Origin of the sequence: Nocardia beijingensis NBRC 16342 (genome assembly GCF_001612785.1) — a bacterium.
GTDB lineage: Bacteria > Actinomycetota > Actinomycetes > Mycobacteriales > Mycobacteriaceae > Nocardia > Nocardia beijingensis.
Genome location: NZ_BDBC01000003.1, coordinates 185,321 through 209,630, shown reverse-complemented (window position 1 = coordinate 209,630; position 24,310 = coordinate 185,321). Strand labels below are relative to the sequence as shown.

At 70.9% G+C, this 24,310-nt stretch carries 1 protein-coding gene (only partly in view); it reads left to right on the top strand.

The genetic code is table 11. The annotated features are described in order from the left end of the window. Positions 1-24,310, top strand: partial view of a non-ribosomal peptide synthetase gene (locus NB3_RS02235; RefSeq protein ID WP_067795598.1) — the 3' portion only. Its footprint begins 19,361 nt before the window's first position; 24,310 of the gene's 43,671 nt are visible here — the last part of the coding sequence; the start codon falls outside the window, past its left edge; its stop codon occupies positions 24,308-24,310.

Below are 24,310 nucleotides of genomic sequence, written 5' to 3'. Positions count from 1 at the left end.
GGTGCGGTTCATGGCCGAGCGGCGCGGCTCGTTCGGCCGGTTCAACCAGACGCTGGCGCTGGAACTGCCGGTCGGCATCGACCGCGCTGGTATCGCCGCGACGGTCGGCGCTGTCATCGATCGCCACGACATGCTGCGCGCGAGCCTGCGCCGCGACGGCGACGACTGGGTGGTGGAGACCGCCGCGCCGGGCACGGTCGAGGTGGACGCGCTGATCGACCGCACCGAGTTCGACGCGGGCGTCACCGATGCCGAACTGGTCGAGATCGCCTCGGCCGCACTGGACGAGTCGCTGGACCGGCTGGATCCCGCCGCGGGCGTGGTCATCCGGTTCGTCTGGCTGGAGCCCGATTCCGCCGAGCGCGCCGGACGCCTGATCGTCGTCGCCCACCACCTGGTCGTGGACGGCGTCTCCTGGCGCATCCTGGTGCCGGACTTCGTCACCGCGTGGGGCCAGCGCACCGCCGGGCAGACGCCCGAGCTGGTCGCTCCGGCCACGTCGATGCGCGCCTGGGCGTACGCGCTGGAGCGCGAGGCGGCCAGCCCGGAGCGGGTGGCCGAACTCGACTACTGGCGTTCGGTGGTCGCCGCGGCCGATCCGCTGCTGACCGAGCGTCCGATGGACCCGGAGGTCGACACCTCCGGCGTCATCGAGAAGCATCGGGTCGAGGTGTCGGCCGAGGTCACCAAGGCGCTGCTCACCACGGTTCCCGCGCTGTTCCACGGCGGCGTGAACGACGGTCTGCTCACCGCGCTGGCGCTGGCCACCGCCAAGTGGCGGGCGCGCAGGGTGGCCGCGGGCGCCGAGGACCTGCTGCTGCGCCTCGAGGGTCACGGCCGCGAGGAAGACGTGGTGCCCGGTGCGGATCTGTCGCGCACCGTCGGCTGGTTCACCGCGATCTACCCGGTCCGGTTCGACCTGTCCGGCATCGACGTGGACGCCGCGTTCACCGGCGGCCCGGCGCTGGGCGCGGCCGTGAAGGCGGTCAAGGAGCACCTGCTCTCGGTGCCGGACAAGGGCATCGGCTACGGCCTGCTGCGCTACCTGAACGCCGAGACCGCGGCCGAACTGCCCCGCGAACTGCCCGGTCAGGTGAGCTTCAACTACCTCGGCCGCGTGTCAGAGGGCGACGTGCCGGAGTCGCTGCGCGGCTTCGGCTGGATCCCCGCGCCGGAACTCGGCGCGCTGGGCGGCGCCTACGACGCGGACATGCCCGCGATGGCGCCGCTGGATGTGAACGCGATCGTGGTGGGCGACAAGCTGACCGCGAACATCGGCTACCCGTCCACCCTGCTGTCGGCCGCCGACGTGCGCGAGTTCGGCGAGCTGTGGACCGCCGCGCTGGAAGCGGTGGCGCGGCACGCCAATTCGGCGGGCGCGGGCGGGCACACCCCGTCGGACTTCGCGCTCGTGCGCAGCACCCAGCGCGACATCGACGTCTGGGAGCGGCGCTTCCCGGCGCTGGCCGACGTGTGGCCGCTGTCGGCGCTGCAAGCCGGTCTGCTCTTCCACGCCCGCCTCGCGGCGAGCTCGGTGGACGTGTACACCGCCCAGGCGGTGCTGACGCTCACCGGCCGGGTGGACGCGGCCAGGTTGCGCGCGGCCGCGCAGGCTCTGGTGGACCGCTACGAGAACCTGCGCACCGCGTTCGTCACCGACCACGACGGCAACGCGGTGCAGATCGTGCTGGACAGCGTCCGGGTGGCGTGGGCCGAGCACGACCGGATCGAATCCGGTTCGGCCGAAGACCTGATCGAGGCCGACCGCATGCGCCGGTTCGACCTGGCCGAGCCGCCGCTGATCCGCTTCACGCTGATCCAGGTGGCGGCCGACCGCTGGCAGTTCGTGGTGTCCAACCACCACATCCTGCTCGACGGCTGGTCCATGCCGCTGCTCATGCGGGATCTGCTGGTGCTCTACGCCACGCACGCGGACGTCTCCGCGCTGCCGGCGGTGCGGTCCTACCGCCACTTCCTGGACTGGACCAGGCAGCAGGATCACGCGGCGTCGCTGGCCGCGTGGGCGCGCGCGTTGCGCGGTGTCGGGGAGCCGACCCTGCTGGCGCGGCCGGACGCCGGTCGTGAGATCACCTCGCTGTCCGGCGAGTACTTCTTCGACCTGGACGAGGCGACCACCGCGCGGCTGACCGCGCTGGCCGGTTCGCTCGGCGTCACGCCGAACACGGTGTTGCAGACGGCGTGGGGCATCCTCGTCGGCCGCATGACCAGCCGCGACGACGTGCTGTTCGGCACCACCGTCTCCGGTCGTCCCGCGCAGCTGTCCGGCGTGGAGGCGATGGTCGGCCTGTTCATCAACACCGTGCCGGTGCGGGTGCGTTTCGACTCCTCGGAGTCCGTGCGCGAGCTGCTGACCCGCACCCAGGGCGAGCAGGCCGATCTGCTGGACCACCACTACGTGGGCTTGGCCGACATCCAGGCGGTCGCGGGCATCGGCGGCCTGTTCGACACCCTGGTGGTGTTCGAGTCCTACCCGGTCGACGCCGCGGGCTTGCAGGCGCAGGCGGCGGACATCGACGGCATGGCCGTGGTCGGCCTGGACGCGGCCGACGCCACGCACTACCCGTTGACCCTGATCGCGCAGCTGGATTCGCGGCTGCGGGTGCGCGCGGGCTACCTGCGCGACCTGTTCGACGAGCAGACGGTGCGCCGCATCGCCGACCGCCTGATCCGGGTGCTCACCGCGATCACCGACGAGCCCGACGCGGTGGTCGGCGACATCGAACTGCTGGATGCCGCTGAGCGCGAGCTGGTGGTGTCGGGCTGGAACGACACCGCGCACTCGGTGGACGCCGGCGCGACTCTGGTCTCGATGTTCTACGACCAGGTCGAACGCACTCCGGACGCGACCGCGATCACGTTCGAGGGGACAAGTCTGTCCTACGCCGAGTTCTCCTGGCGGGTGAACCAGCTGGCGCGCTGGCTGATCGCGCGCGGCGTGGGTCCGGAATCGTATGTGGCGCTGGGCATGCGGCGCTCGATCGATCTGGTGGTCGGCATGTACGCCGTCGCCGTGGCCGGTGGCTCGTACGTGCCGCTGGACCCGGATCACCCGGCCGAGCGGACCGAATACATCCTCGCCACGGCCGATCCGGTGTGTGTGCTGACCTCCGGCAGCGATCTGGACATCGATACCGCGCAGGTGCGGATCGATCTGCTCGATCTGAAGGGCCTGTCCGAGGCGCCGGTCACCGACGCGGACCGTCGTGCGCCGCTGCGTCCGTCGAATACCGCCTACGTGATCTTCACGTCGGGTTCGACGGGTCGTCCGAAGGGTGTCGCGGTTTCGCACGCCGCGATCGTCAACCGCCTGGTGTGGATGCAGACCGCCTACCAGCTGACGCCCACTGATGTGGTCTTGCAGAAGACGCCCGCCACCTTCGATGTGTCGGTGTGGGAGTTCTTCTGGCCGTTGCAGATCGGCGCGCGCCTCGTGGTCGCCAAGCCGGACGGGCATCGTGACCCCGCCTACCTGGCCGAGATCATCAGCACCGAAAAGGTGACCGTCACCCACTTCGTGCCGTCGATGCTCGCGGTATTCGTCGCGGATGCCGCAGCCGCACAATGCGATTCGCTGCGACTTGTGTTCGCCTCCGGTGAGGCGTTGCCGCCCAAGCCCGCGCATCGCTTGCGGGAGTTGACCGGCGCGTCCCTGCACAACTTGTACGGCCCGACCGAAGCGGCGGTCGACGTCACGTTCCACGAGGTCGTGGATACCGATGTCGAGACGGTGCCGATCGGTGCTCCGGTGTTCAACACACAGGTGCTCGTGCTCGATGCGCGCCTGCGCCCGGTTCCCGTCGGTGTCGCGGGTGAGCTGTACCTCGCGGGCGTCCAGCTCGCCCGTGGCTATGTCGCGCGCCCGGACCTGACCAGTGACCGTTTCGTCGCCAACCCCTACGGGGAGCCCGGCGCGCGGATGTACCGCACCGGCGACCTGGTGGCCTGGACCGAGCACGGTGAGCTCGAGTACTTGGGCCGCACCGACTTCCAGGTGAAGTTGCGTGGTCTGCGCATCGAGCTCGGTGAGATCGAACAGGCGCTGACCGGCCTGGACGAAATCGCGCAAGCCGTCGTCGTGGTGCGCTCCGACCCGCACGCGGGCGACCAGCTCGTCGCCTACGTCATCCCCGCGCCGGACGCCGCGCTCGACACCGACCTGGTCCGCGAGGACCTGGGACGGCAGCTGCCCGCCTACATGGTGCCGTCGATCGTGATGACGCTCGACGAGTTCCCGCTCAACGCCTCCGGCAAGCTGGATCGCAAGGCGCTGCCCGCGCCGGTGTTCGAGGCCGCGGTGTTCCGCGCCCCGACCACGCCGGTCGAGGAGATCGTCGCCTCCACCTTCGCCGACGTGCTCGGGCTCGAGCGGGTCGGCCTGGACGACGACTTCTTCGCCCTCGGCGGCAACTCGCTGTCGGCCACCCAGGTCGCCGCCCGGTTGTCCGCCGCGCTGGACACCGATCTCGGCGTGCGCGAGCTGTTCGAGGCGTCCACCGTGGTCGCGCTGGCGGCGCGCGCGGAGACCAAGGCGGGCGCGGGCGGTCGTGCGCCGCTGGCGCCGCAGCCCCGGCCGGAGCTGGTGCCGCTGTCGCTGGCCCAGCAGCGCATGTGGTTCCTCAACCGCTTCGACCCAGAGTCGGCGGTGGACAACATCCCGGCCGCGGTGCGGCTGTCGGGCCTGCTGGACCGGCAGGCGCTACAGATCGCCGTCGCCGACGTGCTGGCCCGGCACGAGTCGCTGCGCACCTTCTACCCCGAGGTGGACGGCGCCGCGCATCAGCAGATCGTGCCCACGGCCAAGGTCATCCCGGACCTGACGCCGATCGACGTCACCGAAGCCGAACTGCCCGAGCAGCTCGCGCGGCTGATCGGCACGGCCTTCGACGTCACCGCCGAGGTGCCCTTCCGCGCCCGGCTGTACGAGATCAGCCCCACCGAGCACGTGCTCGCCCTGGTGGTGCACCACATCTCGGCCGACGGCTTCTCCATGGGCCCGCTGACCCGCGACGTGATGACCGCCTACGGCGCCCGCGTCGACGGCGGCGAACCCGCCTGGCGTCCGCTGGAGGTCCAGTACGCCGACTTCGCGCTGTGGCAGCGCCAGGTGCTCGGCGCCGAGGACGATCCGGCTTCGGTGATCTCCGAGCAGATCGCGTTCTGGTCGGACACGCTGCGCGGGGTGCCCGAGCAACTGGACCTGCCGTCGGACCGGCCGCGTCCTGCGGTGGCCTCCGGCCGCGGCGCCACGCACGTCTTCGAGATCGACGCCGAGACCCACGCCCAGCTCACCGAACTCGCCCGCACCAGAGGTGCGACGCTGTTCATGGTCGCGCACACCGCGCTGGCCGTGCTGCTGTCGCGGCTGTCCGGTGAGGACGACATCGCGATCGGCACGCCGGTCGCCGGGCGCGGTGAGCGCGCGCTCGACGATCTGATCGGCATGTTCGTCAACACTTTGGTGCTGCGGACCCCGATCGAGTCCGGCGCGACGTTCACCGAGCTGCTGCGCGCCGTGCGCGCCACCGACATCGCCGCCTTCGGGCACGCCGACCTGCCGTTCGAACGGCTGGTGGAGATCCTGAACCCGGCGCGTTCGCAGGCGCGGCATCCGCTGTTCCAGGTGATGCTGTCGTTCCAGAACACCGGCCAGAACAGCCTGGAGCTGCCCGGCCTGACGGTGAGCGGTGTCGAGCTGCCCATCGACGTCGCCAAGTTCGACCTGCAACTGGTGCTGTCCGAACGCGACGCCGAAACCGGCGCCGCCTCGGCTCCCGCGGGCATCGCGGCCGAGCTGATCTACGCCACCGACCTGTTCGACCCGGCCACCATGGCCGAGTTCGGGCGGCGCTTCGGCCGGCTGCTGAAGGCCGTCGCCGCCGCGCCGGACCGGCCGATCGGCGATATCGCCCTGCTCGACGAGCCGGAGACCGAACAGGCGCTGCGCGGCTGGAACGACACCGCGCGCGACCTCGGCCCGGCGAGCACGCTGGTCGATGAGTTCGCCGCACAGGCCGCGGCCACGCCGGACGCGGTCGCGGTGATCGACCCCGCCACCGGGACGCGGCTGACCTACGCCGAATTCGCCGCCCGCGTGCGGCAGCTCGCGCGCCGCCTCATCGAGGCGGGCGTCGGCCCGGAGACGCTGGTCGCCCTCGGCCTGCGCCGCTCGGTGGACCTGGTCGTGGCCGCCTACGCGGTGCACGCGGCGGGCGGCGGCTATGTGCCGCTGGATCTGGACCAGCCCGCCGACCGGGTGCACTACGTGCTCGACTCGGCCGACCCGGTCTGCGTGCTGACCACCGCGCGCGACGCGTTCGACGGCGCGGGCCGCCCGACGCTGCGCATCGATGAGCTTGACCTCTCCGGCTACGCGGACGCTCCGGTCACCGACGCCGAGCGCGTCGCGCCGCTGCGCCCGCAGCACCCGGCCTACGTGATCTTCACCTCCGGCTCCACCGGCCGCCCCAAGGGCGTCGCCGTGCCGCACTCGGCGGTCGTCAACCAGATCCGCTGGATCACCGGCGAATACGGCATCGGCTCGGATGACGTGGTGCTGTTCAAGACCCCCGCCACCTTCGACGTGTCGGTGTGGGAGCTGTTCGGCCCGCTGAGCACCGGCGGCCGGATCGTGGTCGCGAGCCCGGACGGGCACCGCGACCCGCAGTACCTGGCCGAGGTGATCGCGGCCGAGCGGGTCACCATGACCTCGTTCGTGCCGTCGATGCTGACCGTCTTCGCCGGCGCCATCGACCCGGCCGACGCCGACGCGCTCGCCTCGCTGCGCACGCTGTTCGTCGCCGGTGAGGCGTTCACGGCCGACACGGTCGTGGCCATCCGGCGGGTGAGCGACGCCGCGCTGTACAACCTCTACGGCCCCACCGAGTTCACCGTGCACGCCACGCACGGTCCGGTCGCCGAGCAGGTGGACGGCGCCGTCCCGATCGGCTTGCCGGTGTGGAACGCGCAAGCGTACGTGCTGGATTCGCGTCTGCACCCGGTGCCGGCGAACGTCGCGGGCGAGCTGTACCTCGCGGGTGACCAGCTGGCGCGCGGATACTTCGGCCGCGCCGACCTGACCGCCGACCGCTTCGTGGCCAACCCGTACGGCGCGCCGGGCGCGCGGATGTACCGCACCGGCGACTTGGTGCGCCGGGACGGCACCGGCGCCATCGAGTACCTGGGCCGCACCGACTTCCAGGTGAAGTTGCGTGGTCTGCGCATCGAGCTCGGCGAGATCGAGACCGCGCTGACGGCGCACGAATCGGTCGGCCAGTCGGTCGCGCTGGTGCGCTCCGACGCGCGCACCGGCGACCAGCTGGTGGGTTACGTGGTGCCCGCGAACGGCGCGACGGTGGACGTCGAGGCGTTGCGCGCGCACCTGGCGAGGCAGCTGCCGTCGTACATGGTGCCCGCCGCGATCGTGGTGCTCGACGCCATGCCGCTGAACCCGAACGGCAAGCTGGATCGGCGCGCGCTGCCCGAACCGGTCTTCGAGGCGCGGGAGTTCCGCGCGCCCTCGACTCCGGTGGAGGAGATCGTCGCCGACGTCTTCGCCGAGGTGCTCGGCCTGGCGACGGCCGACCGCGCCGTCGGCCTGGACGACGACTTCTTCGATCTGGGCGGCAACTCGCTGATCGCCACCCAGGTGGTGGCCCGCCTCGGCGCCGCGCTGGACACCAGGATCCCGGTCCGCGCGCTGTTCGAGGCGCCAACCGTGGCCGCGCTGGCCGCGCGGGTGGAGGCGCACCAGGGCACCGGCCGCCGCCGCGAGCTGGTCGCCGGACCGCGCCCGCCGAAGATCCCGCTGTCGCTGGCGCAGCAGCGGATGTGGTTCCTGAACCGGTTCGACAACCAGACCGCGGTGAACAACATCCCGCTCGCGGTCCGGCTCACCGGCACCCTGGACACCGAGGCGCTGCGCCAGGCCGTCGCCGACGTGGTCGACCGGCACGAGGTGCTGCGCACCGTCTACCCGGAGACCGCCGACGGCCAAGGCGTGCAGGTCGTGCTGCCCGCCGGGCACAGCGCCCTCGATCTCACCCCGATCGAGGTGTCCGAGGCCGAGATCTCCGATCGGATCAGCGAACTGGTGCTGACCGGCTTCGACGTCACCGCCGAGGTCCCGGTGCGCGCCGCGCTGTTCCGCATCGCGGGCTCGATGGACGGCTCCCAGCCCGACACCCACGTGCTGGTGTTCGTGGTGCACCACATCTCCGGCGACGGCTGGTCGGTGCGCCCGCTGGCGCGCGACGTGATGGTGGCCTACTCGGCACGTTCGCGCGGCGAGGCCCCCGCATGGGCTCCGCTGCCGGTGCAGTACGCCGACTACGCGCTATGGCAGCGCGAGACGCTCGGCTCCGAGGGCGACCCCGCGTCGTTGATCGCCCAGCAGGTCGCGTTCTGGTCCGACACCCTGGCCGGGCTGCCCGACCAGCTGGACCTGCCGTCGGACCGCTCCCGCCCGGCGGTGGCGTCCAACCGCGGCGGCGTGTACGAGTTCTCGCTCGACGCGCAACTGTTGCGCGAGCTGAACGCGCTGGCCCGCGCCAACGGCGCCAGCCTGTTCATGGTGGTGCACGCCGCGTTCGCCGCGCTGCTGGCCCGGTTGTCCGGCAGCGACGACATCGCCATCGGCACTGCGGTCGCCGGTCGCGGTGAGGCGGTGCTCGACGACGCCATCGGCATGTTCGTCAACACTCTGGTGCTGCGCAGCGCGGTCGATCCCGCGCTCGCCTTCACCGAATTGCTTGCGCGCACCAAGGACACCGACCTCGCGGCGTTCGCGCACGCGGACCTGCCGTTCGAGCGGCTGGTGGAGATCCTGAACCCGGCGCGTTCGCAGGCGCGGCATCCGCTGTTCCAGGTGATGCTGTCGTTCCAGAACACCGGCGAGGCCACCTTCGAGCTGCCCGGCCTGGAAGTGGCCGGGGTGCCGCTGGACGTGGTGACCGCCAAGTTCGACCTGCACCTCAACCTCGCCGACCGGTTCGACGCTTCGGGCTCGGCCGACGGCATGACCGCCGAATTCGCCTACGCCACCGACATGTTCGACCCCGACACCATCGCGGGCGTCGCGTCGCGGCTGGTGCGGCTGCTGACCGCGATCGCCGCCGACCCGTCGGTGGCCGTCGGCGATGTCGAGCTGCTCGACAGCGTCGAACGCACCGAGGTGCTCGAGCGGTGGAACGACACCGCGCACCCGGTGGACCCGGACGCCACCCTGGTGTCGATGTTCGCCGCGCAGCTGGCGCGGACTCCGGACGCGCCCGCGGTGACGTTCGAGGGGACGAGTCTGGCCCACCCGTCGCCCGACCACCACCCCTCATCGAGTCACTACGTGACGCTGACGTATGCCGAGTTCGCCTCTAGGGTGAACCGCCTGGCCCGGCACCTGATCTCGCTGGGCGTCGGCCCGGACTCGATGGTCGCGCTCGGCATGCGCCGCTCGATCGACCTGGTGGTCGGCATGTACGCGGTGAGCGTCGCCGGTGGCGCGTACGTGCCGCTGGATCCGGATCACCCGGCTGACCGCACCCGCTACGTGCTCGACACCGCGCAGCCGGTGTGCGTGCTCACCACCTCGCGCGACGGGTTCGACGCGGGCGCGACCAAGGCCGTCGAGATCGATGTGGTCTCGCTGGCCGGGTACTCCGACGAGCCGGTCACCGACGCGGATCGCCGTGCGCCGCTGCGCCCGTCGAACACCGCCTACGTGATCTTCACCTCCGGTTCGACCGGCCGCCCGAAGGGTGTGGCGGTCTCGCACGCGTCGATCGTCAACCGCCTGGTGTGGATGCAGGACGAGTACGGCCTCGACGACACCGACGTGGTGTTGCAGAAGACCCCGGCCACGTTCGACGTGTCGGTGTGGGAGTTCTTCTGGCCGTTGCAGGTCGGCGCGCGCCTGGTGGTCGCGAAGCCGGACGGTCATCGCGACCCGGCCTACCTCGTGCAGATCATCACCGGTGAACAGGTCACCACGGCGCACTTCGTGCCGTCGATGCTGTCGGTGTTCGTCGCCGAGGAACGCGCCGACGAATGCACCAGCCTGCGCAACGTCTTCGCCTCCGGTGAGGCGCTGCCCGCGCAGACGGCGCAGAAGCTCGTCGAGCTGACCGGCGCGCGGTTGCACAACCTGTACGGCCCGACCGAGGCCGCGGTCGACGTCACCTATCACGAGGTGACCGAGGACGACTCCGTGTCGGTGCCGATCGGCGCCCCGGTGTTCAACACGCAGGTGTACGTGCTGGATTCGCGCCTGCACCCGGTGCCGGTGGGTGTCGCGGGTGAGCTGTATCTCGCGGGCGTCCAACTGGCCCGGGGCTACGTCGCGCGTCCCGACCTGACCTCCGACCGGTTCGTGGCGAACCCGTACGGCGCTCCTGGCGAGCGGATGTACCGCACCGGCGACCTCGTCTCCTGGACCGACAAGGGCGAACTGGAATACCTGGGCCGCACCGACTTCCAGGTGAAGCTGCGCGGTCTGCGCATCGAGCTCGGCGAGATCGAGTCGGCGCTCACCGCGCTGGACTCGATCGCACAGGCCGTGGTGGTGGTGCGCTCGGATGAGCGGCTGGGCGATCAGCTGGTCGCGTACGTCATCGCGACCGCGGGCCGCTCGGTGGACATCGAGAGCGTGCGCTCCGAACTCGGCGGCGAGCTGCCCGCGTACATGGTGCCGTCGGCGTTCGTCGTGCTGGACGCGTTCCCGCTGAACGCCTCCGGCAAGCTGGACCGCAAGGCGCTGCCGGCTCCGGTGTTCGAGGCCAAGGTGTTCCGGGCGCCGTCCACCCCGATCGAGGAGATCGTGGCGGGCACCTTCGGCGACGTGCTCGGCGTCGCGCGGGTCGGCCTGGACGACGACTTCTTCGAACTCGGCGGCAACTCGCTGCTGGCCACCCAGGTGACCGCGCGGCTCGGCGCCGCGCTGGACACCCAGCTGGCGGTGCGTGACCTGTTCGAGGCGTCCACCGTGACGGCGCTGGCCGCCCGGGTGGAGCGCAACGCCGGGTCCGGCCGGGCCCGGCCGCGCTTGGAGGCGGGGGAGCGCCCGGAGCGCATCCCGCTGTCGCCCGCGCAGCAGCGGTACTGGTTCCTCAACCAGTTCGACACGGCCACTTCGGCGGTGGACAACATCCCGCTGGCCGTCCGGTTGTCCGGCACGCTCGACGTGGCCGCGCTGGAGCAGGCCATCGGCGACGTGTTCACCCGCCACGAGGTGCTGCGCACCACCTACCCGCGCTCGGCGGAGGGCCCGCATCAGGTGATCCGGCCCGCCGACCGGTCCGCGGCGGCGCTCACCCCGATCGACGTCACCGAGGACGATCTGCTCGGCGCCGTCATCGGATTCGCGCTCACCACCTTCGACGTCACCGTGGAGGTGCCGTTGGCGGTGGCGCTGTTCCGGATCTCGGACAACGAGCACGTGCTCGCGTTCACCGTGCACCACGTCGCCGCCGACGGCTCGTCCATGGGCCCGCTGGCCCGCGACGTGATGGCCGCCTACGTGGCCCGTGTGCAGGGCGAGGCGCCGCAGTGGCAGCCGCTGCCGGTGCAGTACGCCGACTACGCGCTGTGGCAGCGCGCGGTGCTCGGGTCGGAGGACGATCCGGAATCGCTGGCCGCCCAGCAGGTGGCGTACTGGAAGCAGGCGCTGGCCGGCTTGCCCGATCAGCTGGAACTGCCCGCCGACCGGCCGCGCCCGCCCGCGCAGTCGTTCCAGGGCAAGGCGATCCGATTCGAGATCGATCCGCAGCGGCACGCCCGCCTGCACGAACTGGCGCGCTCGCACAACGCGTCGCTGTTCATGGTGGTGCACGCGGCCCTGGCGGTGCTGCTGTCGCGGTTGTCCGGCACCGACGACATCGCGGTCGGCACCCCGATCGCCGGTCGCGGTGAACGCGAACTCGACGATCTGATCGGCATGTTCGTCAACACCCTGGTGTTCCGCACCGAAGTGAACGCCGGTGACTCGTTCGCCGATCTGCTCGGCGACGTCAAGGAACGCGACCTGGAGGCGTTCGCCAACGCCGACGTGCCGTTCGAGCGACTGGTCGAGGTGCTCAACCCGGTGCGCTCGACCGCGCGCAACCCGCTGTTCCAGGTGGGCCTGTCGTTCCAGAACCTGGCCGAGACCACCTTCGAGCTGCCCGGCCTGACGGTGAGTGCGGTCAACTTCGACTCCCAGCTGGCCAAGACCGACCTGCACGTCACGCTGTACGACCGGTACGCCGACGACGGCACGCCCGCCGAGATCATCACCGAATTCGGCTACGCCACCGACCTGTTCGACGAGGACACGGTGCAGGGCTTCGCCGACCGGTTCCTGCGGGTGCTCGACGCGGTGCTGGCCGACGCCACGGTGCGGGTGGGCGAGATCGATTTGCTCGCGGCCGAGGAGAGCGAGCGCATCCTCACCGCGTGGAACGCCACCGAGCACGAGGTGGACACGACCGCGACGCTGGTGTCCCTGCTGGATGCCACCGTGGCCGCGACGCCGGCGGCGGTGGCGCTGGTCGCCGACGAGCCCACCGGTCGGCGCGAGCTGACCTACGCCGGGCTGGACGCGCGGGTCAACCGCCTGGCCCGGTACCTGATCGGCCGCGGCGTCGGTCCGGAGGACCGGGTCGCGCTGGCGATCCGCCGCTCCACCGATCTCGTGATCGCCATGTACGCGGTCGCGAAGGCCGGTGCGGCGTACGTGCCGATCGATCCGGATCAGCCTGCGGAGCGCACCGACTACATCCTGGGCACCGCCGCGCCGGTGTGCGTGCTGACCACCGGCCGTGACGGGTTCCACACCGCGGCGGCCGACGTCGTGCAGATCGACGGGCTCGACCTCACCGACTACCCGACCGCTCCGGTGACCGCGGCCGAGCGCAGGGGCGCGCTGACCCCGGCGAACACCGCGTACGTGATCTTCACGTCCGGTTCCACCGGCCAGCCGAAGGGCGTCGCGGTGCCGCACGCGGCGATCGCCAACCAGTTGCAGTGGGAGACCTCCGTCTTCGAGCTCGGCGCGGACGACGCGGTGCTGCTGAAGACCGCCGCGACCTTCGATCTCTCGGTCTGGGAGTTCTGGTCGGCCGCGGTCTCCGGTGGCCGCTTGGTGATCGCCTCCGCCGACGGACATCGCGACCCGGCGTACCTGAACGAGCTGATGCGCGCCACCGGCGTCACCACGCTGCACGTGGTGCCGTCCATGCTGGACGCGTTGCTCACGGAATCCGGTGGCCGCCTGTCGGATTCGCTGCGGCGGGTGCTGGCGATCGGCGAGGCGCTGCCCGCGGCGACCGCGCAGCGGTTGCGCCGCAACAACGCCGCCGAACTGCACAACCTCTACGGCCCGACCGAGGCGGCGGTGTCGATCACCAGCCACCTGGTCACCGACGCCGACGAGGCGTCGGTGTCCATCGGCGCGCCGGAGTGGAACAGCCGGGTCTACGTGCTGGACTCGCGCCTGCGGCCGGTTCCGGTCGGCGTCTCCGGTGAGCTGTACCTGGCCGGCGCGCAGCTGGCGCGCGGGTACTTCGGTCGCGCCGACCTGACCGCGGACCGGTTCGTCGCCGACCCGTTCGGCGCGCCGGGCGAACGGATGTACCGCACCGGCGACCTGGTGGCCTGGAGCGCCACCGGCGAGCTGGACTACCGCGGCCGCACCGACTTCCAGGTGAAGATCCGTGGTTTCCGCATCGAACTCGGCGAGATCGAGGCCGCGCTGCTGCGGCAGGACGCGGTGAGCGCCGCCGCCGTCGTCGCGCACACCGATCCGAACATCGGTGACCGGCTGGTCGCCTACGTGGTGACCCGCACGGGCGCGCTCGACAAGCGCGCGCTGCAGTCGGCGTTGTCGGCCGAGCTGCCGTCGTACATGGTGCCGTCGATGCTGATCGGGCTGGAGGCGTTGCCGCTCAACGCCAACGGCAAGCTGGACCGCAAGGCGCTGCCGGAGCCCACCTTCGAGAAGGCGGTGTTCCGCGCGCCGGTCACGCCGATCGAGCAGATCGTGGCGAACACCTTCGCCGAGGTGTTGCGGATCTCCGATCGCGACGGCGGCTCCGGCGGGTCCAAGCGGTTGGGTCTGGACGACGACTTCTTCGCGTGGGGCGGCAACTCGCTGCTGGCCACCCAGGTCGCCGCCCGGCTGGGCGAGGCGCTCAACACGCGGGTGCCGGTGCGCCTGCTGTTCGAGGCGTCCACCGTGGCCGCGCTGGCGGTGCGGGTGGAGCAGCACGCCGACATGGGCGGCCGCCGCGCGCTGACCGCGGGACCGCGTCCTGAGCACATTCCGCTGTCGCTGGCGCAGCAGCGCATGTGGTTCCTCAACCGGTTCGACACCCAGTCGGCGGCCTACAACGTGCCGATCGCGGTGCGCTTGTCCGGCGCGCTGGACGTGGCCGCGCTGCGTGCCGCGATCGCGGACCTGGTGAGCAGGCACGAGATTCTGCGGACGGTCTACCCGCAGACCGAGGCGGGGCCGGTGCAGGTCATCCTGCCGCCCGCCCAGGCCGTGCCGCGGCTGGAGGTGCGGGTGGTCGCGCCGTCGCAGATCGAGGCCGCCGTGGTGGCGCTGACCTCGACGATCTTCGACGTCACCACCGAGGTGCCGGTGAAGGTCGCGCTGTTCCAGGTCGCCGGGGAGGGCACGCAGACTCCGGCGGACGGGTCGGTGGATTACGTGCTGGCCATGGTCGTGCACCACATCTCCGGTGACGGCTCCTCGGTCGGCCCGCTGACCAGGGACCTGATGATCGCCTACGCCGCCAGGTCGGCGGGCGAGGCGCCGAACTGGGCGCCGCTGGAGGTCCAGTACGCGGACTACAGCATCTGGCAGCGCGAACTGCTCGGCGACGAGAACGATCCGGAGTCGCTGGCCGCCAAGCAGGTCGCCTACTGGAAGCAGGCGCTGGCCGAGCTGCCCGATCAGCTGGACCTGCCTTCGGACCGGCCGCGCCCCGCGGTGCAGTCGTTCGCGGGCGGCAAGGTCGAGCTGCGGGTGGACGCGCAGACCCATCAGGCGCTGATCGAACTGGCGCGTGCCGAGGGCGCGACGCTGTTCATGGTCGTGCACACCGCGCTGGCGGTCCTGCTGGCCCGGTTGTCCGGCACCGACGACATCGCGATCGGCACGCCGATGGCGGGTCGTGGCGAGGCCGCGCTGGACGATCTGATCGGCATGTTCGTCAACACCCTGGTGTTCCGCACCCGGGTGGACGCCGGCGAGGCGTTCACCGATCTGCTCGGCCGTCAGCGCGAGATCGACATCCAGGCGTTCGCCAACGCCGACGTGCCGTTCGAGCGCCTGGTCGAGGTGCTCAACCCGGTGCGTTCGACCGCGCGGCACCCGCTGTTCCAGGTGGGTCTGTCGTTCCAGAACCTGGCGCAGTCGGCGCTGGAACTGCCCGGCCTGAGCGTGTCCGGCCTGGACATCGACACCGAGCTGTCCCAGTTCGACCTGCACCTGATCGCGACCGACCGCTACGACGAGGCAGGCACGCCCGAGGGCATCACCGGCTTCTTCACCTACGCGACCGACATGTTCGACCGCGCGACGGTGCAGGGCTTCGTGGACCGGTTCGCGCGTCTGCTCGGCGAGATCGTCGCCGCGCCGCGCACCCCGGTCGGGGACCTCGAGCTGCTCGACGCCGCCGAGCGGACCCAGCTGCTCACCGCGCGCAACGCGACCGACCAGCCGGTGGACACCTCCGCCACGCTGGTGTCGCTGCTGGACGCGTCCGTGGCGGCCGGGCCGAGGGAAGTCGCGCTCGTCACCGAGGACGGCGAGTCGATCACCTACGCCGCACTCGATGTGCGGGTGAATCGTCTTGCGCGGCATCTGATTTCGTTGGGTGTCGGTCCGGAGTCGCGGGTGGCGCTCGCGTTGCGTCGGTCGGTGGATTTGATCGTGGCGATGTATGCGGTGGCGAAGTCCGGTGGTGCGTATGTGCCGGTGGATCCGGATCAGGCGGCTGAGCGGACGAGCTACATTCTCGAGACGGCGGCACCGGTCTGTGTGTTGAGCAACGCCGAGGCGGAGTTCGAAACGGATGTCGCGCCGGTGGTGCGGATCGATGAGCTCGACTTGTCGGGTGTGGTTGCCACGCCGATCACGGATATCGATCGGGTGGGACCGTTGCGTCCGGAGAACACGGCATATGTGATCTTCACTTCGGGTTCGACGGGTCGCCCGAAGGGTGTGGCGGTGCCGCATGGCGCTATCGCGAACCAGTTGCAGTGGAAGAACGTCGAATTCGGTCTCGACGCTGCCGACGCTATTCTGCTGAAGACGGCGGCGACGTTCGACTTGTCGGTGTGGGAGTTCTGGTCGGCCGCTGTCTGCGGTGGTCGCCTGGTCATCGCTTCGCCCGACGGTCACCGGGATCCGGCGTACCTCAACGAGTTGATGGCCCGCGAGTGGGTCACCACGCTGCACGTCGTTCCGTCGATGCTGGACGCGCTGTTGACCGCCGGTATGCCGAACTCGCTGTGGCGGGTGCTGGCCATCGGTGAAGCCCTGCCGGGTTCGGTCGCCCAGCGGTTCCTGCGGGAACACCCGCGCACCGAGCTGTTCAACCTGTACGGTCCGACCGAGGCGGCGGTGTCGATCACCAGCCACCGGGTCACCCTCGCCGACGAGACCTCCGTGTCGATCGGTGCGCCGGAATGGAACAGCCAGGTGTATGTCCTCGACTCCCGGCTGCGGCCGGTGCCGGACGGCGTCTCCGGTGAGCTGTACCTCGCCGGTGCACAGTTGGCGCGGGGTTACTTCGGTCGTGCGGATCTGACCGCGGATCGGTTCGTGGCGAATCCGTTCCTGCCGGGTGAGCGGATGTACCGCACGGGTGATTTGGTCGCGTGGAACAGCACCGGTGAACTGGAATACCGGGGTCGTACGGATTTCCAGGTGAAGATCCGTGGTTTCCGTATCGAGTTGGGTGAGATCGAAGCCGCGCTGCTCGCGCTGCCGCAGGTTGCGCAGACGGCGGTGATCGCGAAGTCCGATCCGAAGACCGGTGACCGTTTGGTGGCCTACCTGGTGCCCAGTGATGCCGAGGCCGGTATTGATGTGGCGCGGGTGAAGTCGGAGCTCACCGCTGGGTTGCCGTCGTACATGGTGCCGTCGGCGTTCGTGGTCCTGGATGCGTTGCCGTTGAACGTCAACGGCAAGCTGGATCGTAAGGCGTTGCCGGAGCCTGAGTTCGAGGTTCAGGCGTTCCGTGCGCCGTCGACGCCGATCGAGGAGATCGTGGCGAACGTGTTCGCCGAGGTACTCGGTGTCGAGCGTGTCGGCGCGGACGACGATTTCTTCGCCCTCGGTGGTAATTCGCTGTTGGCGACGCAGGTCGCGGCGCGTATCGGCGCTGCGCTGGATGCTCGTGTGCCGGTGCGTGTGCTGTTCGAAGCCTCCACCGTCGCCGGACTGGCCGCGAAGGTCGAGCAGCACGCGGGCGCCGGTGGCCGCCGCGAACTGGTCGCCGGTCCGCGTCCGGAGCGCATTCCGCTGTTGCTGGCGCAGCAGCGCATGTGGTTCCTCAACCAGTTCGACACCGCCTCGGCGGTGAACAACATCCCGGTGGCCGTGCGGCTCACCGGCGAGCTGGATGTCGCAGCGCTGCAAGCGGCGGTCGGCGACGTCATCGCCAGGCACGAGACCCTGCGCACCGTCTACCCCGAACAGGACGGCGCGGCGCACCAGGTCATCGTGCCCGTCGAGCGGGCCATGCCGGACCTGCGGCCGGAAGCGGTCGCGCCCGAGGACATCCGGCACCGGATCATCGAGGTGATCTCCGCCGGATTCGATGTGACCACCGAGGTTCCGTTGCGGGCCAAGCTGTTCCGCGTCGCTCCGACCGAATACGTGCTCGTGTTCGTCGCGCACCACATCAGCGCCGACGGCTGGTCGATGGGCCCGCTGACCCGCGACGTGATGCTGGCCTACGCGGCCCGTTCGGCCGGTGTGGAACCGGGCTGGGCGCCGCTGCCGGTGCAGTACGCCGACTTCAGCCTGTGGCAGCGCGACGTGCTCGGCTCCGAGGACGACCCGGAGAGCCTGATCTCCCAGCAGGCCGAGTACTGGCGCACCGCGCTGGCCGGGCTGCCCGACGAGCTGAACCTGCCCGCCGACCGGCCGCGTCCCACGACGCAGTCGTTCGCCGGTGGGCGCGTGGTGTTCCCGATCTCCGGCGAGCTGCACGGCAAGCTCACCGAGATCGCCAGGCAGCAGAACGCGACGCTGTTCATGGTCGTGCACGCCGCGCTGGCGCTGTTCCTGGCGCGCATGTCCGGCACCGACGACATCGCCGTCGGCACCCCCATCGCGGGCCGCGGCGAGGCCGAACTCGATGACGTGATCGGCATGTTCGTCAACACCCTTGTGCTGCGCTCGCACGTCGAGGGCGACCTGACCTTCGACCAGTTCCTGGCCCGCACCAAGGACGCCGACCTGCAGGCGTTCGCGCACGCGGACCTGCCGTTCGAGCGGCTGGTGGAACTGCTCAACCCGGAGCGCTCCACCGCGCGGCACCCGCTGTTCCAGGTGGCGCTGTCGTTCGAGAACCTGCCCGAGAGCAGTTTCGAACTGCCGGGGCTGCACGTGGGCGCGGTCGACTTCGACGTCGACACCGCCAAGTTCGACCTGTCGCTGACCATCCGCGAAGCCGGGGAGAACCCCGACGACGCGGGCATGTACGCGGAGTTCTCCTTCGCGCGCGACCTGTTCGACGACGAGACGGTGCGGGTGTTCGCCGAGCGGTTCACCAGGCTGCTCACCGCGATCGCCACCGACCGCGAGACCCCGATCGGCGACCTGCCGTTGCTGGACGCGGCCGAGCACCACCTGCTCACGCACGTGGCGGGTGAGGACGTCATGGCCACCGGCCTGCTGCCGGACCTGTTGCAGCAGGGCGCGCGGCTGGACCCGGACCAGATCGCGGTGCGCTACCAGGGCCGCTCGATCACCTACCGCGAACTGGACGAGTACTCCTCGCGCCTGGCGCGCGTGCTCATCTCGCGCGGTGTGGGACCGGAGCGCATCGTGGCGCTGTCGTTCCCGCGCTCCTACGAGATGGTCGCCGCGTTCTGGGCGGTGGCGAAGGCGGGCGGCGCGCACGTGCCGGTCGACCCGACCTACCCCGAAGACCGCATGCGGCACATGGTCAACGACTCCGGCGCCGTCATCGGCATCACCGCCAGTGAGTACGTCGACCGGTTGCCGCGCGACGTGGAGTGGCTGCGCATCGACGACCCGGCGCTCGGCGAGCTGATCGAGAGCCAGTCCGGCGAGCAGGTCACCGACGCCGACCGCAACGCCGCACTGGCGATGCGCCACCCGGCGTACGTGATCTACACCTCTGGCTCGACCGGTATGCCCAAGGGCGTCACCGTGACCCACGCGGGTATGGGCGGCCTGGTCGGCGTCGCGGCGGATCTGTACCAGCTGGAATCGCACCACCGGTTCCTGCACATCTGCTCGCCGAGCTTCGACCCGTCGGTGCTGGAGTGGCTGTGCGCCGCCTACACCGGCGCGACGCTGGTGGTCGTGCCGTCGACCATCATCGGCGGACCGGACCTGGCGGAGCTGCTGCGCACCGAGCGGGTCAGCCACACCATCATCACCCCCGCGGTGCTGGGCACGGTCGATCCGGAAGGCATGGAGGCGCTCGAAGTGGCGTCGGTCGGCGGTGACGTCACCACGCCGGAGCTGCTGGCCAAGTGGTGGCCGGGCCGCAAGTACTTCAACGCCTACGGCCCGACCGAGACCACGATCATCTCGTCCTACGCCCAGCTCACCCCGGGCAGGCACATCACCATCGGCCGTCCGGTGCGCGGCATGTCCGCGCTGGTGCTGGACAACCGCCTCAACCCGGTGCCGCCGGGCGTCGCCGGCGAGCTGTACCTGGCCGGTGGCGCGCTGGCGCGCGGCTACCACAACCGCCCCGACCTCACCGCGGAGCGGTTCGTCGCCAACCCGTGGAGCGACGAGGGCGCGCGGATGTACCGCACCGGTGACGTGGTGCGCTGGTTCGCCGAACCGGGCGAGCGCGCAGGCAACGCCGCATTGCCTTCGGTGCCGTGGCAGCTCGACTACGTGGGCCGCTCGGACTTCCAGGTGAAGATCCGCGGCTTCCGCATCGAGCTCGGCGAGATCGACACCGTGCTGGCGAGCCACGAGGATGTCGAGTACGCGATCACCATCGGCCGTAAGACCGACGCGGGCGCGACGATCCTGGTGTCCTACGTGCTGGCCGCGCCGGGCCGGGAGATCGACACCGCACGGCTGTCGGAGTACGCCTCGCGCACCCTGCCGCCGCACATGGTGCCGACGGCGATCGTGGTGATCGACGAGATCCCGCTGACCCCGGTCGGCAAGCTGGACCGCAAGGCGCTGCCCGAGCCCGAGCTGGCCCCGCGCGAGTTCCGCGCGCCGGCCAGCGAGGTCGAGGCCGTCATCGCCGAGGTGTTCGCCGAGGTGCTCGGCGTGGACCAGATCGGTTTGGACGACTCGTTCTTCGCGCTCGGCGGCGACTCCATCCTGTCGATCCAGCTGGTCTCGCGGGCCAAGGCGCGTGGCGTGCTGTTCACCCCGCGCGACGTGTTCGAGCGGCGCAGTGTGGCCTCGCTGGCCGAGGTCGCCGCGCTGGGCGCGGGCACGGAGCAGGCGCGGCTGGAGGAGCTGCCCGGCGGCGGTGTCGGCGAGATCCCGCTGACGCCGATCATGCGGCAGATCCTCGCGAGCGGCTCGACCTACCAGCGGTTCTCGCAGACCATGGCGCTGCGGCTGCCCGAAGGCATCGACCGGGAGACTCTGGTCGCCACCATCGCGGCCGTGTTCGACCACCACGACGTGCTGCGGTCGCGTCTGCGCCGCACCGGCACCGACTGGACCTTCGAGGCGCTGCCGCACGGCGCGGTCGACGTCGACGCCCTGGTTCGCCGGGTCGACCTGGCCGCCGACACCGACGAAGCGGAGCTGGCGCAGGTCGCCACCGAAGCGCTCGACGGCGCGCTGGGCAGGCTCGATCCGGCCGAGGCGTCGATGGCGCAGTTCGTCTGGTTCGCCTTCGAGGGCGAGCGGCGGGACGTGCTGCTGATCGTCGCGCACCACTTCGTGGTCGACGGCGTGTCCTGGCGCATCCTGATCCCGGATCTGGCGGTGGCCTGGTCGCAGCTGGTCGCCGGTCAGCCGGTGACGCTGCCCGCCAACGGCACCTCCATGCGGCGCTGGGCGCACAGCCTGGTCGAGGCGGCGAGCGCGCCGGACCGGGTCGCGGAAGTGCCGTTCTGGCAGCAGGTCACGGCCACGCCGGATCCGCTGCTCGGCGCGCGTCCGTTCGATCCGGCGGTGGACACGTTCGCCACCGTCGAGCGGGTGGAGGTCACCGTGCCCGCCGAGGTCACCGACGCGGTGCTCACCGCGATCCCCGGCCTGTACCGGGGCGGTGTGAACGACGGCCTGCTCACGGCGCTGGCCATGACGGTCGCGCGCTGGCGCGGCGACGGCCCGGATGCCGCCTTGATCAAGCTGGAAGGCCACGGCCGGGAAGAGGACGTCGTGCCGGGCGCTGACCTGTCGCGCACGGTCGGCTGGTTCACCTCGGCCTACCCGGTCCGGCTGGATCTGGCCGGCGCCGACCTCGCCGACGCGTTCGCCGGTGGCGCCGCGCTGGGCGAGATCGTGAAGTCGATCAAGGAGCAGTTGCTCGCGGTGCCCGACAAGGGTCTGGGCTATGGCCTGCTGCGGCAGCTGAATCCGGAGACCGCGCCGACCCTCGGCTCGTCCGGGCAGATCAGCTTCAATTACCTCGGCCGGATGTCGGCCGGGGAGATCCCCGAGCAGCTCGCCGAGATCGGCTGGGTGCCGGTGGCCGACCTGGGTCAGCTGGATGTCGACATGGACCTCGACATGCCCGCCAACGCGACGATCGACATCAACGCGATCGTCACCGACTCCGACGAGGGTCCGCGACTGGGCGCGTCGTTCGCCTTCCCGACCGGTCTGCTGACCCGGGAACGGGTCCAGGAGTTCGCCGACCTGTTCGTCGCCGCGCTCACCGCGCTGGCCACGCACGCGCGGCGGCCGGACGCGGGCGGCTTCACGCCGTCGGACATGCCGCTGGTGCGGGTGGGGCAGCAGGACATCGAGCAGTGGGAACGGGCCTACCCGGCGCTGTCGGAAGTGTGGCCGCTGTCGCCGTTGCAGTCGGGTCTGCTGTTCCACGCGATGATGACCCAGTCCACCGTGGACGTGTACACCATGCAGGCCGTGGTGGACCTGGGCGGCACGCTGGACGTGGCGCGGCTGCGGGCGGCGGCCCAGGGCATCATCGACCGGTACCCGAACCTGCGCACCGCGTTCGTCACCGACGCCGACGGACAGGCCGTGCAGGTGGTGCTGGACCGGGTCGAAGCGCCGTGGCGCGAGGTGGATCTCACCGAGCTGCCCGCCGACGAGCGGACCGAGGAGCTGCGCAGGCAGGTCGCGGCCGATCAGGCGACGCACTTCGACATGGCCACCCCGCCGCTGATGCGGTTCACGCTGTTCCGCAGCGATTCCGCGCAATGGCACCTGGCCATCACCACCCACCACATCCTGCTGGACGGCTGGTCGATGCCGCTGCTCATGCGGGATCTGCTGGTGCTGTACGCGGTGCGCGGCGACCTGACCGCGCTGCCGCGGGTGACCTCCTACCGCAACTTCCTCGGCTGGCTGGCCGCGCGGGACCGGGACGCGTCGCTGCGCGCCTGGGCGGCGGCGCTGGAAGGGGTCAACGAACCCACCCAGCTCGCGCCGCAGCCGCGCGGAGCGGAGACCTACGAGATCGGCAAGGTCGTCACCGAACTCGACGCCGACCGCACGCGCCGGATCACCAAGCACGCCGCCGAACTCGGCGTCACGGTGAACACGCTGGTGCAGGCCGCGTGGGGCATCCTGCTCGGACGGCTCACCGGCCGCGGCGACGTGGTGTTCGGCGCGACGGTGTCCGGCCGCCCGGCCGAGCTGCCCGGCGTCGAGTCGATGGTGGGTCTGTTCATCAACACGCTGCCGGTGCGGCTGCGCATCGATGACCGCCAGAGCATCGGCGAACTGCTGGCGCGGTTGCAGGGCGACCAGGCGGGCCTGCTCGAGCACCACTACGTGGGGCTCACCGACATCCAGCGGGTGGCGGGCACCGGGGCGCTGTTCGACACGCTGCTGGTGTTCGAGTCGTATCCGATGGACAAGGAGGCGATCTCGGCCGCCAGCTCGATCGACGGCATGTCGGTGACCGGTGTCGGCGTCAACGACGCCACGCACTACCCGATGACGCTGCTGGTGATGTCCGAGGCCACCATCGAGCTGACCCTGAAGTACCTGGGCAGCCGGTTCACCGCCGAAGAGGTCGAGACCCTCGCCGAGCGGCTGGTCCGGGTGCTCGACGCGCTGCTCGGCGATCCGGACGCCTTGGTCGGGGATATCGACATCCTCGACGAAGGCGAACGCGCCCGGCTGCTGGCCGAGTCCGGCGTCACGGCCGCGGCTGCCACGCCGGAGCCGGTGGGCCGGGTCGGCGCGCGCACGGTGGCCAAGGTGCTCGGCGAAGTCGTCGAGGAGGATCCGGAAGCGCCCGCGCTGCTGGCCGGCGAGGACGAGGTCGCCTTCCATACGCTGGATCGGCGTTCCTCGCAGCTGGCCCGTGTGCTCATCGACCAGGGTGCGGGACCCGGCGACGTGGTGGCGGTGACGCTGCCGCGTTCGGTGGACGCGGTGGTCGCGGCCTGGGCGGTGCAGAAGGCCGGTGCGGCATGCCTGTTCGCGGGCGATCTCACCGCCGAGGAGCTGACCGCGGCGGGCGCCGGATTCGGCATCGGCTCGGAGCCGGTGGCCGACAGCGACGTTCGCTGGCTCGCGCTCGACGACGCCCAGGTGCGGGCGGACATCGACGCGGCGGCGGCGCACCCGGTGTCCTACGCCGACCGGGTCCGCCCGCTCGGCGAGGAACATCCCGCGTTCGTCGTCACCACGGCGAACGGGGTCGTCGCGATCACCCAGTCCGAGGCGCTGGACGAGGCCGAACGCGTGCGCGAGGAGCACGAGATCGACTACGAGTCGACCACGTACACCACGGCACTGTCCGGCCGCCCCGCGATCATGGAGTTCCTGACCTCCGCCACCGCCGGAGCCCTGTCCGTCCTGCCGACCGGCGACCTGGAAACCGACCTCACCGAGGGCGAGGTCACCCACTGGTTCGCGGGTCCGGGCGAAGCGACCGACGCGGCGGGCGAGGAGATCACGATCGTGACCGCGGAGTAG